We start from the raw sequence: 15827 nt of genomic DNA on the forward strand, positions 1-15827 counted from the left end.
GCGCCCTATGCGCCTTATGCGCGCTTGCGGCGCGTCGTCTTGCGTGCGGGACGCGCCGCTTCCTCGCCGGTGTCGTCGCCGGTATCGTCGTCCGATTGCGCTGCCTTGGCGCCGCGTTTAGCGGCCGCACCGCCTTTCTTCAGACTGCGCTTGAGCAATTCGGACAAGTCGAGAATGTCGGCGGAGGCTTTTTGCTCGCCGCCTTCCTCGATCTTCATCACCTCGGCGACCTTGCCTTCCTTCACCTTCTTCTCGACGAGCGCCATGATGTCGTCCTTGAAGGTGTCGTGATACTTCGTCGGGTCCCACGTGTCGCTCATGTCGTCGATGAGGCGCTTCGCCATCTCCAGTTCCTTCGGCGTGACACCGGCCTTCTTCGTGTCTTCGTCGGGAAATTTGAACTGGGTGAAGTCGCGCACTTCGTCGCCCCAGCGCAGGGTGTTGAGCGCGAGCGCCGGACCCACGGGAATCAGCGCCGCGAGATGCTGCTTGTTGTGCAGCACGACGCTCGCAATGCCGACCTTGCCCGTGTCCTTCAACGCGTCGCGCAAAAGCGCATAGACTTTTTCGCCCTTGCGATCGGGCGCGAGGTAGTAAGGCGTATCGAGCGAGAGGAAAGAGATCTCGGGCGCATCGACGAAGGCGAGAATATCGACCGTCTGCGTCGACTCGGGATTGGCCGCGCGGATTTCCGCGTCGGTCATCACGACGTACTTGCCCTTCTCATACTCGAAACCGCGCACGATGTTGTCGCGCGTGACTTCCTTTCCCGTGTTCTTGTTGATCTGCTTGTAGCCGATCGGGTCCATCGAGCGCTTGTCGAGCAGGTTGAAGCCGACCTTCTCCGACTGCGTCGCCGGATAGAGTTGCACGGGCACGTGGACCAGCCCGAAGCTGATCGCGCCTTTCCAGATCATGTGCGGCATCGCGGCACCTTCGCTGTCGGATCGAGTCGATGGAAACGCCCGCGGCCTCGCGTCGAAGCGTTCTCTGCGCGCGTGACGGGCGCGGTATCGACAGGAATCGCACGAAGCGTGCCAAGCGACGCGCAAGCGCCGATGCGCGCCATGACTGGGCGCATGCGTTTGCGCGCGACGCGTCAGGGCCGGAGCACCTGTAAGCTTTACTGATGAGAGTCGCCCCGCGTTGCCGTGATGTTAGTTCGATGGTGCGGAGGAAAAAGACAGTTAGTTGCGAACGAACCGATAAAAAAGCGCCGACCGGAGCCGGCGCGTCGGCAATCCTGAGCGTTATTTACGGCTCGCCGTGACGGTCAGTTGCGTGCCGTCGTCGAGCGTGACGGTCTTTTTGGAGCCAGTGGAAGTCGGCATCGAGAAACGCACGATCTGGCTCAAGCGCGTGTCGGCCGGACATTGCAGACTCTTGCCGCCCACGGTCACCTTGCTCGTGCCCTTCGGCGCGTAGGCGCGAAAGCTGATCTGCACATTGGCCGAGCCGTTGTCGCCGACGACCGGCGCGAAGCGGATCTGCACCTGCCGCACGGCCTGGCCATCCGCGCTCTTCGGCACGGAAGCCGCCTCCGGGCATCCGTCCGGCACGGCCTGCGCGCCGCTCGGCGGCGTGCCCTGCCACGTGAAGTCGTCGGTCTGGCCCGAGCGGATGGTGCGCGTTTCCTGCTCGTTGCCGAAGTTCTTCGACACCATCTTCACGGTGTATTTGATGGGCCCGTCATTGGGCGCTTCGGAGAGAACCTTGATGCCTGGCGTCGCATGGACGGTCGCGGCGAACATCGCGAGCGCGGCGACGGGAACGATGCGACGAACGATCGAACGACGATTCATGCCGCCACCTCCGTAACGAGCGCTTGGGGAAGTCCGGCGCGGCACGACCGCGCCAGAAGCTGAAAGGCCGAGTCAGTCTAGCGCCGCGCGCGCCGGGGTCTGCTCATGGAAAACCCGAGTCCCCGGCAACAGCGATGACGTTCGTCAACGCGATCAGAAACCCGTCAACACGATCTTGCCGACAGTACGCCCTTCTTCCAGCAGGCGATGCGCCTCGCGCAGGTTCGCGGCATCGATCCTGCCGAGATCGCGGCCGAGCGTCGTGCGGATCGCGCCTGCGTCGATCAGCCGCGCCACTTCGGAGAGCAGCTTGTGCTGCTCGATCATGTCGGGCGTCTTGAACATCGCGCGCGTGAACATGAACTCCCAGTGAAACGCCGCGCTCTTCGATTTCAGCAATTCGACCGCGACGGGCTTCGCATTCTCGACGATCGTGCAGATGCCGCCTTGCGGCTTGATGACTTCGGCGGCAGCGGGGAAATGCTTGTCGGTGTCGTTGAAGATCAGCACGTAATCGACTTGCGGGAAGCCGATGTCCTTCATCTGCTTCGGAATGTCCTCGAAGTGATTGACGATGTGATCCGCGCCGAGATCTTCGGCCCATTTAGCCGATTCCGGCCGCGACGCGGTGGCGATCACCTGAAGCTTCGCCACGCGCTTCGCAAGCTGAATGCCGATCGAGCCGACGCCGCCCGCCCCGCCGATGATCAGCACCGACTTGCCCGCGTCCTTGCCTTGCGCCGACACGCCGAGCCGCTCGAAAAGCGCTTCCCACGCGGTGATGGTGGTGAGCGGCAAGGCGGCCGCGCACGTGAAATCGAGCGATTTCGGCTTCGCGCCGACGATCCGTTCGTCGATCAGATGGAACTCGCTGTTCGCGCCCTGGCGCGTGATGTCGCCGGCGTAATAGACCGGATCGCCTACCTTGAAGAGCGTGACTTCCGGCCCGACCGCTTCCACGACGCCCGCCGCGTCCCAGCCGAGCACGCGCGGCGTTTCCTCGACCTTTTCCGTCGGCGCGCGCACTTTCGTATCGACGGGATTGACGGCGATCGCCTCGATTTTCACGAGCAGGTCGCGGCCGGTGGGCGCGGGTTTATCGAGCTCGATGTCGACGAGCGATTCGGGATCGGAGATCGGAAGATAACGGGTGAGGCCGATGGCTTTCATGCTTTTGCTCCGTCGAGTGGATTTGCTTCGATGTTAGTGCGCATCCGGCATCTGGAAAACCGTCATAATCGATGAAACATTTTTCGGGAAATCCATCGAATGGCGAGCGATCCACTGACGGACGGTGTCACGCGCGAGCGCCTCGATCTGCTCGATGTCGGCCTGTTCATGCGTGCGGCGGCGTTGGCGAACCTTTCGTCGGCGGCGCGTGAGTTCGGGCTGTCGCCCGCGGTGGCGAGCGCGCGCATCGCGGCCCTGGAGCGCATGCTCGGTGCGCGGCTTCTGCACCGCACGACGCGGCGCGTCTCCGTCACGCAGGAAGGCGAGATTTTCGCGGCCCACGCGCGCGAACTGCTCGACGCCGCCGAAGCCGCGCGCGCGTCGGTGGGGCGCGCGCGCGAGCATCCGCACGGACGCCTGCGCGTGACGATGCCCTCCTCGCTCGGCCGTCAGCACATCTCGCCGCTGATTCCCGCGTTTCTGCGCCAGTTTCCCGGCGTGAGCGTCGATCTGCGCATGACCGATCAGATCGTCGATCTCGTCGATGAGGGCATCGACCTCGCGATCCGCATTGGCGCGCTGAAGGATTCGACGCTCATCGCGAAGAAGCTCGCGAGCAACCGGCGTGTGCTGTGCGCATCGCCCGCGTATCTCGCCGAACACGGCACGCCGCGCCATCCCGCGGATCTCGCGGAACACGAATGCGTGATCCTCGCCGACCAGCGCGACTGGAGCTTCGAAACGCCGACCGGCGTGATCGACGTGCGCGTGTCCGGGCGGCTCGTGACGGACAACGGCGAAGTGATCCGCGATGCGCTCGCGGCGGGCATTGGCATCGGGCTGAAATCGACGTGGAGCGTCGCGCCCTTGCTGGCGAGCGGCGAGCTCGTCACCGTGCTCGACGACTACCCGCTCGCGCAGACCGTCGCGATCTGGGCCGTGTATCCGAGCCGCGCGTTCGTGCCGCCGAAGACGCTCGCGTTCATCGACTTTCTCGCGGCCTGTTTCGGCGAGCCGCCCTACTGGGACGTCGATCCGGCGCGCGTGCAGCGCTGAAGGTTCTTTACAATGGCGGTTTCCTGCCTTTCTGCGCTTTAGCCTCCGATGAACCTCGTCATTCAAAGCCCCGCCCCGATCTCCGATTCGCACCTGCGGCCTCTCGCGGCGCTCGCCCGCTCGCGCGAGACCCTGCGCGTCGATGACACGCTCCTGCGCCTGATCGACGCCGATCCGCTGCAGCGTCCCGATATCGATGCCTATTGCGGCGCGCACGCGCTCGATTACGCCTATGTCGAGCCGAACGCGAAGCTCGCGGATTTCGGCCTCGTCGCGATGGACATGGACTCGACGCTCATCACGATCGAATGCATCGACGAGATTGCGGATTTTTGCGGGCTGAAGGCCGAGGTCGCGGCGATCACGGAAGCGTCGATGCGCGGCGAGATCAAGGATTTCAACGAGAGCCTCACGCGCCGCGTCGCGCTGCTGAAGGGTCTCGACGCGAGCGCGCTGGAACGCGTCTACGATGAACGGCTGCAACTTTCGCCCGGCGCGGAACGCATGCTCGAAGGCGCGCGCGCGGCCGGCCTGAAGACGCTGCTCGTGTCGGGCGGCTTCACGTTCTTCACCGAGCGCCTGAAAGCGCGCCTCGGGCTCGACTACACGCGCGCGAACACGCTCGAAATCGTCGATGGCAAGCTGACCGGCAAGGTCGTCGGGGACATCGTGAACGCCGACGAAAAAGCCCGCACGCTGATCGAGACATGCGGGAAGATCGGCATCGATCCGAAACGCGCGATCGCCATGGGCGACGGCTCCAACGATCTGAAGATGATGGCCGAGGCGGGTTTGTCGGTGGCGTTTCGCGCGAAGCCGGTCGTGCGGCAATCGGCGAGCGTCGCGTTCAACTTCGTCGGGCTGGACGGATTGTTGCGCCTCTTCTGATATAAAAAAAACGGCACCTCGCGGTGCCGTTTTTCAGTTCGTCAGTTCGTCACTCAGGCGAAGGCCTTGACGAGCGCGGCTTCGAGATCCGCGCGCAAGTCCGTTTCCGCTTCCAGGCCGATATAGAAGCGCACGAGCACGCCTTCGTGCGGCCATTGCGATGCGGTGCGCATCGAGCGGATGTTGTAGGGCATCGCGAGGCTGTGCGCGCCACCCCAGCTCCAGCCGATCGCGAACAGATCCAGCGCCTCGACGAACGCATCGACCTGCGCGGCGCTGTAGCGGCCGTCGAACACGATCGAGAACAGTCCGCCCGCGCCGCCCTCGAAATCGCGCTCATAGAACGCGTGGCCGGGGCAATCCTCCAGCGCCGGATGCAGCACCGCCGCCACTTCCGGACGCGCCTTCAGCCACGTTGCGAGCGCGAACGCCGTGCGGTCGTGCGCTTCGTAACGCGTTTTCATCGTCGGCAAACTGCGCAGCACGAGCGATGCATCGTCCGCGGATACGCCGATGCCCATTCTCATGCGCGCGCGCTTCATCTTCTTGTGCAGCTCGATATCGCGCGTGATGGTTGCGCCCATCAGAATGTCGCTGCCGCCCGACTGATACTTCGTGAGCGCCTGCACGGAGATGTCGACGCCATGCTCGAACGGCTTGAACGCGAGGCCCGCGGAGTACGTGTTGTCGATCGCCGTGACGATGCCCTTCGCGCGCGCGACGGCGACGATCGCCGGCACGTCCTGCACTTCCATCGTCACCGAGCCGGGCGCTTCGAGCCAGATGAGCTTCGTGTTCGGACGGATCGAATCGGCGATGCCCGCGCCCGTCATCGGATCGTAATAGCTCACTTCCAGCCCGAAATCGGCGGCGAGCCAGTCCGCGTGCTCGCGGTTCGGCGAATACGCGTTGTCGGGCACGAGCACGTGATCGCCCGCCTTCACCAGCGCGAAGTAGACGTTCGAGATCGCAGCCAGCCCGGACGGCTGCAACAGCGCGTGCTCGCCGCCTTCGATCGCGGCTAAGCGCTGCGCGAGCGCGATTGTCGTCGGCGTGCCGTGCAGGCCGTAGCGCCATTTGGAATCGTCGCTCCAGACGAGCGCGCGCATCGTCGCGAGATCGGGAAACACGACCGTCGATGCACGCGCGACCGGCACCGAGAACGACTCGAAGCCGGGCGTGATGCGATCCTTCGGCTGCACGATGCGGGTTTGCAGATCGCGGTCGGGGGCGTTGTTGTTGGAATCGGTCATGACGTCGGTGTGGATCGGGATAAAGAAAAGCCGCCACCGGTTCGCCCGGCGGCGTGAAGACGAGACAGGCTATTCGCCGATGATGACGTTGCTCGTGCCGCCCACGGCATTTTTCGGCGGCGCAGGCGGCGCCGGTTCGAGCGACGGCGCGGGCGGCGGTGTTTTCGCCGCGCCCGTTGCCGGCATCGGCGGCAGCTTCACGCCCGCGACCGCCGGACGCAGATCGAACGGCTGCCCGTTCGAATCGTCCGGGTCCATGCGCTCGCCGGACACGCTGCCGTCCGCGGCGAACTTGCCGACCCAGTTGCCCGTGATATGCGTGCCGTCGTTCGATTCCTCGATCTCGAGCGTGTCGCCGTCGCGATCGCCCGCGACGAGAATCACGTTCGGGCTGCCGGCGAACTTGTACTCGCCGTGCACGCCGGAAGGCTCGTCGGTCTTCGCGCCGAGCTTCATTTCAATCTGCCTGTCGCCGAGCGTGCCGATGTAGCGCGGAAAGCGCGCGTATTCCGGATTCGGCGTGAGCGGCTTTTTCGGCGGCAGCGCAAGCTCCTTGATGGCCGCTTGCGCGCCGTGGACATCCGCTTCCGCCGGCTCGCGCTTATCAGACGGCAGAACACCGGCCGCGCCGGGCGAACCCGGCGGCATCGGCGAATTGCAGCCGGCCAGCGCGACGAGCGCCGCCGTCAACGTCAAGGCCGCGAGAACGCGCGGCCCTTTCTTGCTTTGCATCATCCTTCGGTCCTTCAAATGCGCTCGAAAATCGCCGCAATGCCCTGCCCGCCGCCGATGCACATCGTCACGAGCGCATAACGCCCGCCGATGCGCTGCAGCTCGTACAGCGCCTTCACGGTGATGAGCGCGCCGGTCGCGCCGATCGGATGCCCGAGCGAAATGCCCGAGCCGTTCGGATTGACCTTCGCGGGATCGAGCTTCAGTTCCTGCGACACGGCGCAGGCTTGCGCGGCGAATGCTTCGTTCGCTTCGATGACGTCGAGATCGTCGACGGTCAGACCCGCGCGCTCCAGTACTTTCTGTGTTGCCGGAACCGGGCCGATGCCCATGATCTTCGGATCGACGCCCGCATGCGCGTAAGCGACGAGGCGCGCGAGCGGTTTCGCGCCGCGCTTTTCCGCGACGCTACGCTCCATGAGCACAACAGCCGCCGCCGCGTCGTTGATGCCGGACGCGTTGCCCGCCGTCACCGTGCCGTTTTCCTTCGCGAACACGGGCTTGAGCTTTCCGAAGTCATCGGCGGTCGCGTTCATGCGCACGTGCTCGTCGCGATCGAACACGGTATCGCCCTTCTTCGAGGCGAGCGTGATCGGCAGGATCTGCTCCTTGAAGTAGCCGGCTTCCGTGGCCTTCGCCGCGCGCCGATGCGATTCCAGCGCGAGCGCGTCCTGCATTTCGCGCGTGATGCCGAACTTCTGCGCGACGTTTTCGGCGGTCACGCCCATGTGGATCTTGTCGAACGGATCGTTGAGCGCGCCGACCATCATGTCGATGACGCGCGCATCGCCCATGCGCTGGCCGAAGCGCGCGGCGGGCATGATGTACGGCGCGCGGCTCATGCTCTCGGCGCCGCCGCCGATGGCGACATCGGCATCGCCGAGCAGAATGGACTGCGACGCCGATACGATCGCCTGCAAGCCCGAGCCGCACAGCCGGTTCACCGTGAGCGCGGGCGCGTGTTGCGTCACGCCGCCGTCGAGCGCCGCGACGCGCGCGAGATACATGTCGCGCGGCTCGGTATGCACGACGTTGCCGAACACGACATGGCCGACTTCATCGCCCGCGACGTTCGCGCGCGACAGCGCCTCGCGCACGACGCGCGCACCGAGATCGGTCGGGGGGAAATCCTTGAGCGAGCCGCCAAAATCGCCGATTGCCGTGCGCACGCCGCTTACCACCACCACTTCTCGCTGCATGTTGTCGTCTCCGCTGGTTGTGTGTTCGTTGGGTGCCGGCCGGCGCGCCGCGCTACGCGGCGAGCGCGCGCTCGACTGCCGCCTTGTCCGGAATCGGCGCGACGGCGCCGAAGCCTTGCGTCGACAAGGCCGCCGCGGCGTTCGCGTAACGCGCGGCTTCGAAAGGGTCGTCGCCCGCGACGATGCGCGCGATGAACGCGCCGCCGAAGCAGTCGCCCGCGCCGGTGGCATCGACCGCCTTCACGACGCGGCCGGGAACCACGCGCCGCTCGTCGGGCGTCGCGATATACGCGCCTTCCTTGCCGAGCTTCAGCGCGACGACCTTCGGGCCGAGCGTCAGGAGCGCATCGACGATCGCGTCCTTGTCTTCGTGGCCGGTGAGCAAGGTGACGTCGTCCCAGCTCGGCAGGCAGATATCGGTCGAGCGGATGGCCTCGAGCATCACCGCGCGGGCGCGCGCGAGCGGCCACAGCTTCAGGCGTAGGTTCGTGTCGAAGCTGACCTTCACGCCGTGCGTGCGCGCGTGATCGATCGCGGCGAGCGCGGCATCGCACGCAGACACGCCGATCGCGAGGCTGATGCCCGACAGATGCACGACCTTCGCGGCGGCGATCGCATCGAGCGGCAGATGCGGCGGCGCGTAGCGGCTCGCCGCGGAGCCCGCGCGCAGATAGTCGAAGCGATGCCCGCTCTCGCCGTGCGACACGAAATAGACGCCCGTGGGCGCATCGTGATCGACGCGCACGGTCGAGGTATCGACATTCTCCGCGCGCCACAGATCGAGCAGCAGTTGCCCGAAGTGGTCGTTGCCGACGGCGGACACGAAGCCCGTCGACGCGCCCTGCCGCGACGCCGCGATCAGGAAGTTGGAGACGTCGCCGCCGAAGCCTTGCAGATAGTTCGGCTGATCGCGGGTCGACTGGTTGAACTCGACCATGGCCTCGCCGAGCGCGAGAACGTGCGGCATCGCTGACATGTGCTCAGACCTCGCCCCAGAGATCGTGGCCATCGGCGCCGGTGATCTTCACCGACACGAAGTCGCCGGCCTTGTAGCGCTTCGATGCCTTCGTCGCCGGCGCGATGTACACGACGCCGTCGATTTCCGGCGCATCCGCCGCCGTGCGGCCGATGCCGCCGTCCGTGCTCACTTCGTCGACGAGCACCTTCAGCGTCTTGCCGACCTTCTTCTTCATGCGCTTCGCCGAGAGCTCTTCCGCGAGCTCCATGAAGCGCGCGCGGCGCTCCTCGCGCACTTCGTCGGGCAAGGCGCCGTCGAGCTCGTTCGCGCTCGCGCCTTCCACCGGCGAGTACGCGAAGCAGCCGACGCGATCCAGATCCGCTTCCTTCAGGAAATCGAGCAGCGTCTGGAACTGCTCTTCCGTCTCGCCGGGAAAGCCCGCGATGAACGTGCTGCGGATCGTCAGATCCGGGCAGATCTCACGCCACGTCTTCACGCGCTCGAGCACCTTCTCGGCGTTGGCCGGACGCTTCATGCGCTTCAGCACCTCGGGATGCGCGTGCTGGAACGGCACGTCGAGATACGGCAGCACGTGGCCGCGCAGCGGGCCTTCGGCCATCATCGGGATGACTTCGTCGACGCTCGGATACGGGTAGACGTAATGCAGGCGCACCCACGCGCCGTATTGCGAGGCGAGCTCGCCGAGCGCGCCGACGAGATCGGTCATGCGCGTCTTGAGCGGCTTGCCGTTCCAGAAGCCCGTGCGGTATTTCACGTCGACGCCGTACGCGCTCGTGTCCTGCGAGATCACGAGCAGTTCCTTCACGCCGGACTTGAAGAGATTTTCCGCTTCGAGCATGACTTCGGCGACGGGGCGCGACACGAGATCGCCGCGCATCGACGGAATGATGCAGAACGTGCAGCGATGATTGCAGCCTTCCGAAATCTTCAGATACGCATAGTGACGCGGCGTGAGCTTGATGCCGGCGGGCGGCACGAGATCGGTGAACGGATCGTGCGGCTTCGGCAGATGCGTGTGCACCGCGTTCATCACTTCGTTGGTGGCGTGCGGGCCGGTGACGGCGAGCACTTTCGGATGCACCTCTTCGATGAGGCCCGTCCCGCTCGCGCTCTTTTTCGCGCCGAGGCAGCCGGTGACGATGACCTTGCCGTTCTCGCTCAATGCCTCGCCGATGGCGTCGAGGCTTTCCTGCACGGCTTCGTCGATGAAGCCGCAGGTATTCACGACGACGAGGTCCGCGCCGTCATAGGTGCCGGAGATTTCGTAACCTTCGGCACGGAGTTGGGTCATGATCTGCTCGGAATCGACGAGCGCTTTCGGGCAGCCAAGCGAAACCATGCCGATTTTCGGCGCGGGAGTCGTCTTGGCGGTTGAATCCAAAGAATTTTTCACGGGGACGGTGCGATGTTGTGGGCGCCTCGCGAGATCGGCAAGGCGAATCCACTATTTTACCCCGGAGCGCTGAGAGGGCGATTTGGCCGCGCCCCTGCGAGTGAAACCAGAACCGCGCGAGCCGTCGCCCGCGTGTCACGCCAGCCAACATGCCGCGCGCCCCCTCACGCTGAGGCCCGCAGCGCCCCGACGCCCGAACGCGCCCATGACATCGATTACTTCTTTTCCGTCGACGAAGGCGTAGGCGGCTGAAACGGGAACGTGTTGAACATCGACTTCGCCTGCGACTGCATCTGCTCCTGCATCTGCACGAACATGTTCTTCGACTGCTCGATGTAGCTCGTCATCATGCCCTGCATCATCGGCGCCTGCATGTTCATGAACTGCGACCAGACTTCCGGATTGAGCCCGTTGCCGTCGTAGATGCCCTTGCTCTGCTCGCTCAGCTTCTGCTGGATGTCGATGAACGCCTGGATATTCTTCTCCAGGTACGTGCCCATCATGCCCTGCATCGCGTGGCCGTAGAAGCGGATGATCTGCGAAAGCATCACCGACGAGAACATCGGCAGGCCGCCGCTCTCTTCCTCGAGAATGATCTGCAAAAGGATGCTGCGCGTGAGATCGTCGTTGCTCTTCGCGTCGAGGACCTTGAAGTCTTCCTGATCGAGCACGAGCTGCTTCACATCCGACAACGTGATGTAGGTGCTCGTTTCCGTGTCATACAGCCGACGGTTTGGATATTTTTTGATGAGTCGTTCGGCGGGTTTCTTTGTAGTAGTAGTGGTGGTCATTTAACGCCTTTAAACGCAAAACTTTACTGCGATGGCAGCAAGCAGGTCTTGCGTTGTCGCAAAAAAGCGCTGCTGCATGTTCGCCGCATCGTTGATGAATCCGGCGAGTGGCGGCTTCCCGCGCGCGCCCGGAAGCGTCGCGGGAAGCCGCCGCCCGTCAGCCCATATGCAAGCCGCCGTTCAGCGAGAAGTCCGCGCCGGTCGCGAAACCGGACTCCTCGGACGCGAGCCACGCGCAGATCGAGCCGATCTCATCCGGCGTGCCGAGACGCCGCACCGGAATGGTCGCGACGATCTTCTCCAGCACTTCCGGACGGATCGCCTTCACCATGTCCGTGCCGATATAGCCCGGCGACACGGTGTTGACCGTCACGCCCTTGGTGGCCACTTCCTGCGCGAGCGCCATCGTGAAGCCGTGAATGCCCGCCTTCGCGGTCGAGTAGTTGGTCTGGCCGAACTGCCCCTTCTGACCGTTCACCGACGAAATGTTGATGATGCGGCCAAAGCCGCGCTCGACCATGCCGTCGATCACCTGCTTCGTCACGTTGAAGAGGCTCGTCAGGTTCGTGTCGATGACCGCGGTCCAGTCTTCGTGCGTCATCTTGCGGAACACGACATCGCGCGTGATGCCGGCGTTGTTCACGAGGATGTCGATCTCGCCGACTTCGGCCTTGACCTTGTCGAACGCGTTCTTGGTCGATTCCCAGTCGCCGACGTTGCCTTCCGAGGCGACGAAGTCGAAGCCGAGCGCCTTCTGGTCTTCGAGCCACTTCACCCGGCGCGGCGAGTTCGGACCGCAGCCCGCGACGACCGTGAAGCCATCCTTGAGCAGACGCTGGCAGATGCTGGTTCCGATGCCACCCATCCCGCCGGTTACATACGCTATGCGCTTCGTCATTCCTCACTCCATTTTCGTTATGCGGACGGTGATCTCCTTGCCGCCCGCCGGCCCTTCCCTATCCCGCCAGTGATTTACAGACGTTCGACCGCCAGCGCGACACCCATCCCGCCGCCGATGCACAGCGACGCCAGACCCTTCTTCGCATCGCGCTTCTGCATTTCGTGCAGCAGCGTGACAAGAATCCGGCAGCCCGACGCGCCGATCGGGTGACCGATCGCGATTGCGCCGCCGTTCACGTTGATCTTCGACTGGTCCCAGCCCATCTGCTTGTGCACCGCGAGCGCCTGCGCCGCGAACGCCTCGTTGATTTCCATCAGGTCCAGATCGTTCACGCTCCAGCCCGCGCGCTCCAGACAGCGCTTCGATGCCGGCACCGGGCCCATGCCCATGACCTTCGGATCGACGCCCGCGTTGGCGTACGCCTTGATGCGCGCAAGCGGCGTCAAGCCGAGCGCTTCAGCCTTCTTCGCCGACATCACCACGACCGCGGCCGCGCCGTCATTGAGGCCCGATGCGTTCGCCGCCGTCACCGTGCCTTCCTTCGAGAACGCCGGCTTCAGGCCCGCGAGCGCGTCGGCGGTGACGCCGTGACGCACGAACTCGTCGGTGTTGAACTGCAGCGGCTCGCCCTTGCGTTGCGGAATCGCGATCGGCACGATTTCGTCGTTGAAGCGCCCGGCCTTCTGCGCGGCTTCCGCCTTGTTCTGCGACAGCGCCGCGAACGCATCCTGCTGCTCGCGCGTGATGCCGAATTCCTTCGCGACGTTCTCCGCCGTCGTGCCCATGTGATAGTTGTTATAGACGTCCCACAGGCCGTCGACGATCATCGTGTCGATCAGCTTGGCATCGCCCATGCGGAAGCCGTCGCGCGAGCCCGGCAGCACGTGCGGCGCCGCGCTCATGTTTTCCTGACCGCCCGCCACCACGATCTCCGCGTCGCCCGCGATGATCGCGTTCGCGGCCAGCATCACCGCCTTCAGGCCCGAGCCGCAGACCTTGTTGATCGTCATGCCCGGCACCATGTCGGGCAGGCCGGCCTTGATCAGCGACTGGCGCGCCGGGTTCTGGCCCGAGCCTGCCGCGAGCACCTGGCCCATGATCACTTCGCTCACCTGGTCCGGCTTCACGCCCGCGCGCTCCAGCACGGCCTTGATCACCGTCGCGCCCAGTTCCGGCGCCGCGATCTTCGCGAGCGAACCGCCGAACTTGCCTACCGCCGTACGCGCGGCCGATACGATCACTACGTCAGTCATTTCAGTTTCCTTTTGGTATCGAATGTTAATGCGCTTCCAACTGGCTCCATGCGCTCTGGCGCACGGTCACACGCCGCTCAGAAGTCGCGTTCCAATACGTAACGGCCAGGCGCGGCCTCGATCACCGGGTACGTCTTCGAACCTTGCGCCGCACGCGGCTTGACCTGCTCGCCCGCGTTCTCCGCAAGCCAGTTCGACCAGGCCGGCCACCAGCTTCCCGGATGCTCGGCCGCCGCGTCGAACCACGCATCGGGGTTCTCGGGCAGACGCTCGTCGTCGCTGTCGATCATCCAGAAGCTGCGCTTGTTCTTCGACGGCGGATTGATCACGCCCGCGATGTGGCCGGACGCGCCGAGCACGAACTTCTGCGGGCCGCTCAGAACGGGCGCCGACGCATACGCCGATTTCCACGGCACGATATGGTCTTCGCGCGAGCCGTAGATGAAGGTCGGCAGCGTGAGGCGCGACAGGTCGATCGACTCGCCGCACACGGTCAGCGCATTCGGGTTCTTCAGCTTGTTCTCGAGATACGTGTTGCGCAGATACCAGACGCACATCGGGCCGGGCAGGTTCGTCGAATCGCTGTTCCAGAACAGCAGATCGAACGCTTGCGGCGTGCGGCCCTTGAGATAGTTGTCGACGACGTAGTTCCACACCAGATCGTTCGGGCGCAGATACGAGAACGTGTTCGCGAACTCGACGCCGCGCATGAGCCCGGCGGGCGCGCCGCCCTTGCCGCCGATCGCCTGCTCGCGCATCTGCACGTGCGCCTCGTCGACGAACACGTCGAGCACGCCGGTGTCGGAGAAGTCGAGCATGGAGGTGAGCAGCGTCATCGATGCGGCCGGCTCATCGCCGCGCGCCGCCGCCACCGCGAGCGCCGTCGCGAGAATCGTCCCGCCGATGCAGAAGCCGAGCGTGTTGATCTTGTCCTCGCCGCTGATCTCCTGCACGACGCCGATCGTCTCGAGCACGCCCTGTTCGACGTAGTCGTCCCACGACTTGTGCGCGATCGACTGATCCGCGTTGCGCCACGACAGGATGAACACCTGCTGGCCCTGCTCCAGCGCATAGCGCACGAGCGAGCTTTCCGGCGACAGGTCGAGGATGTAGTACTTGTTGATGCACGGCGGCACGATCAGCAGCGGCCGCGCATAGACCTTCGGCGCGAGCGGCTTGTACTGGATCAGCTGCACGAGCTCGTTCTCGTACACAACCGAGCCTTCCGTCGACGCGATGTTCTTGCCGACGAAAAAGCGCGACTCGTCCGACTGCGAAATCTTGCCGCGCTGCATGTCGTTCAGCAGATTCAGCATGCCCTGGCGCAGGCTCTCGCCCTTGCTTTCGATGAGCGCCTTCTGCGCATCGGGATTGAGCGCGAAATAATTGCTCGGCGAGGCCGCAGCCGCCCATTGCTGCACGGTGAACCGGATGCGCTCGCGCGTCTTCGGATCGCTCTGGACCGCGTCCGCGAGTTCCTGCAGATAGCGCGCGTTCAGCAGATACCACGCCGCCGTGAACGCGTAGGCGGGCGTCGACTGCCACGCGGTATCGGTGAAGCGCCGGTCCTTCAGCGCCGACGGATCGATGCTCTGCGCGCTCGCCTGCGTGAGCAACTCGGACGCATCGCGCGAATAGTTGCTTTGCAGTTCATGGAGGCGCTCGGGCGGAATCGCGGCGGTCGGAATCTTCGGCAGCGTGGGCAAGCCCTGCATCGCCGCGCCGAAGCCCGGCATGCTGCTCGCGAGCTTCGCGAACTCCGCCATGCCGTTCATCGTCGTGAAGTCGGGCATCTGTGGCATTGCGCCGAGCGTCGGAAACGCCGTCGGGAATGCGGACGGAAAGCCGTTGGGAAATCCATTGGCCAATGCGCCGAATACGGCGAACGGCGACGCGGCGGCGCCGGACGCATCATTCGCGGTATTCGTCTGTTGAGTGAGATTCGACCATTGCGCGGGATCCGCAACGGTGCGCCACGCGTTCAGCCATTGATCGAACGCTTGCTGTACGCCAGTCGTATCGGCAGGCGAAGCCTGAGCCGAAGTGCTGTCGGCGGTACTGGAGCGGGAAGATGAGGAAGTAGATTTGGAAGCCATACCCGCTATTGACCTGAGAGTCTCGCAAGACTTGTTTGCTAACGCAGGCATCGCCGGGCTTTCCTTCACCAGCGCGCAAGTGTTGGTGCGCCTTATGCGCGTGGCAAGTATGAGCCTTGCTACGCCGTGCCCGATTGAATGAATTCCAGGAACATTCTTGCTCTAGGATGTCAGGCATGTCAATGCTTCGTCCCGATTTTGCCGCAGTGCGATATTTTTTTAATTATCGTTTTCCCCCATGAAATATTGCCTTCATATTGGGGGTTTCGTCATAGGCAACGAACGATAGTTGGATGGACACCAACACTGCTGAC

The 15827-nt window shown here is 64.4% G+C and carries 14 protein-coding genes; 2 read left to right on the top strand and 12 right to left on the bottom strand.

Annotation, left to right across the window (positions count from 1 at the left end):
* Window positions 1-14 precede the first annotated feature (14 nt).
* From ku to AC1Z32_RS21590, 3 genes are all read right to left on the bottom strand, one after another.
* Window positions 15-926, bottom strand: a complete 912-nt coding sequence (ku, locus tag AC1Z32_RS21580; protein ID WP_483480492.1) for a non-homologous end joining protein Ku — start codon at window positions 924-926, stop codon at window positions 15-17.
* A gap of 324 nt (window positions 927-1250) precedes the next feature.
* Window positions 1251-1802, bottom strand: a complete 552-nt coding sequence (locus AC1Z32_RS21585) for a DUF6013 family protein (RefSeq protein ID WP_483480493.1) — start codon at window positions 1800-1802, stop codon at window positions 1251-1253.
* A 153-nt stretch (window positions 1803-1955) separates the two neighbouring features.
* Entirely contained in the window at window positions 1956-2972 is a 1017-nt protein-coding gene (locus AC1Z32_RS21590; RefSeq protein ID WP_483480494.1) for a zinc-binding alcohol dehydrogenase family protein, read from the bottom strand.
* Between the two features lie 99 nt (window positions 2973-3071).
* Between AC1Z32_RS21590 and AC1Z32_RS21595 the strand changes: the two genes are divergently transcribed.
* Window positions 3072-4028 (top strand): LysR family transcriptional regulator, encoded by a 957-nt coding sequence (locus tag AC1Z32_RS21595; protein WP_483480495.1) that lies wholly within the window; start codon window positions 3072-3074, stop codon window positions 4026-4028.
* A gap of 48 nt (window positions 4029-4076) precedes the next feature.
* Window positions 4077-4916, top strand: a complete 840-nt coding sequence (gene serB, locus AC1Z32_RS21600) for a phosphoserine phosphatase SerB (RefSeq protein WP_483480496.1) — start codon at window positions 4077-4079, stop codon at window positions 4914-4916.
* Window positions 4917-4969: 53 nt separating this feature from the next.
* On the opposite strand, the gene AC1Z32_RS21605 is transcribed toward serB, so the two are convergent.
* The 9 genes from AC1Z32_RS21605 to phaC form a co-directional block, all read right to left on the bottom strand.
* Window positions 4970-6169 (bottom strand): cystathionine beta-lyase, encoded by a 1200-nt coding sequence (locus AC1Z32_RS21605; RefSeq protein WP_483480497.1) that lies wholly within the window; start codon window positions 6167-6169, stop codon window positions 4970-4972.
* A 69-nt stretch (window positions 6170-6238) separates the two neighbouring features.
* A complete protein-coding gene (locus tag AC1Z32_RS21610) occupies window positions 6239-6904 on the bottom strand; it encodes a hypothetical protein (protein ID WP_483480498.1) in 666 nt (221 codons plus the stop codon).
* Between the two features lie 11 nt (window positions 6905-6915).
* Window positions 6916-8100 carry a beta-ketothiolase BktB gene (gene bktB, locus AC1Z32_RS21615; RefSeq protein WP_483480499.1) on the bottom strand — a complete coding sequence of 395 codons (1185 nt, stop codon included), beginning with the start codon at window positions 8098-8100 and terminating at the stop codon, window positions 6916-6918.
* A gap of 52 nt (window positions 8101-8152) precedes the next feature.
* Complete coding sequence (locus tag AC1Z32_RS21620; protein WP_483480500.1) at window positions 8153-9076, bottom strand: sugar kinase; 924 nt, start codon at window positions 9074-9076, stop codon at window positions 8153-8155.
* Between the two features lie 4 nt (window positions 9077-9080).
* Window positions 9081-10472, bottom strand: coding sequence for a 30S ribosomal protein S12 methylthiotransferase RimO (gene rimO / locus AC1Z32_RS21625; protein WP_483480501.1), 1392 nt, complete (start codon window positions 10470-10472; stop codon window positions 9081-9083).
* A gap of 215 nt (window positions 10473-10687) precedes the next feature.
* A complete protein-coding gene (phaR, locus tag AC1Z32_RS21630; RefSeq protein WP_483480502.1) occupies window positions 10688-11263 on the bottom strand; it encodes a polyhydroxyalkanoate synthesis repressor PhaR in 576 nt (191 codons plus the stop codon).
* Between the two features lie 157 nt (window positions 11264-11420).
* Entirely contained in the window at window positions 11421-12161 is a 741-nt protein-coding gene (locus tag AC1Z32_RS21635) for a 3-ketoacyl-ACP reductase (protein WP_062610801.1), read from the bottom strand.
* Window positions 12162-12235: 74 nt separating this feature from the next.
* Window positions 12236-13417: an acetyl-CoA C-acetyltransferase gene (locus tag AC1Z32_RS21640; protein WP_483480503.1), complete on the bottom strand. Its 1182-nt coding sequence runs from the start codon at window positions 13415-13417 to the stop codon at window positions 12236-12238.
* 77 nt (window positions 13418-13494) lie between these two features.
* Complete coding sequence (gene phaC, locus AC1Z32_RS21645) at window positions 13495-15513, bottom strand: class I poly(R)-hydroxyalkanoic acid synthase (RefSeq protein ID WP_483480504.1); 2019 nt, start codon at window positions 15511-15513, stop codon at window positions 13495-13497.
* Window positions 15514-15827: the final 314 nt, after the last annotated feature.

The organism is Caballeronia sp. 11_S32 (genome assembly GCF_056930355.1).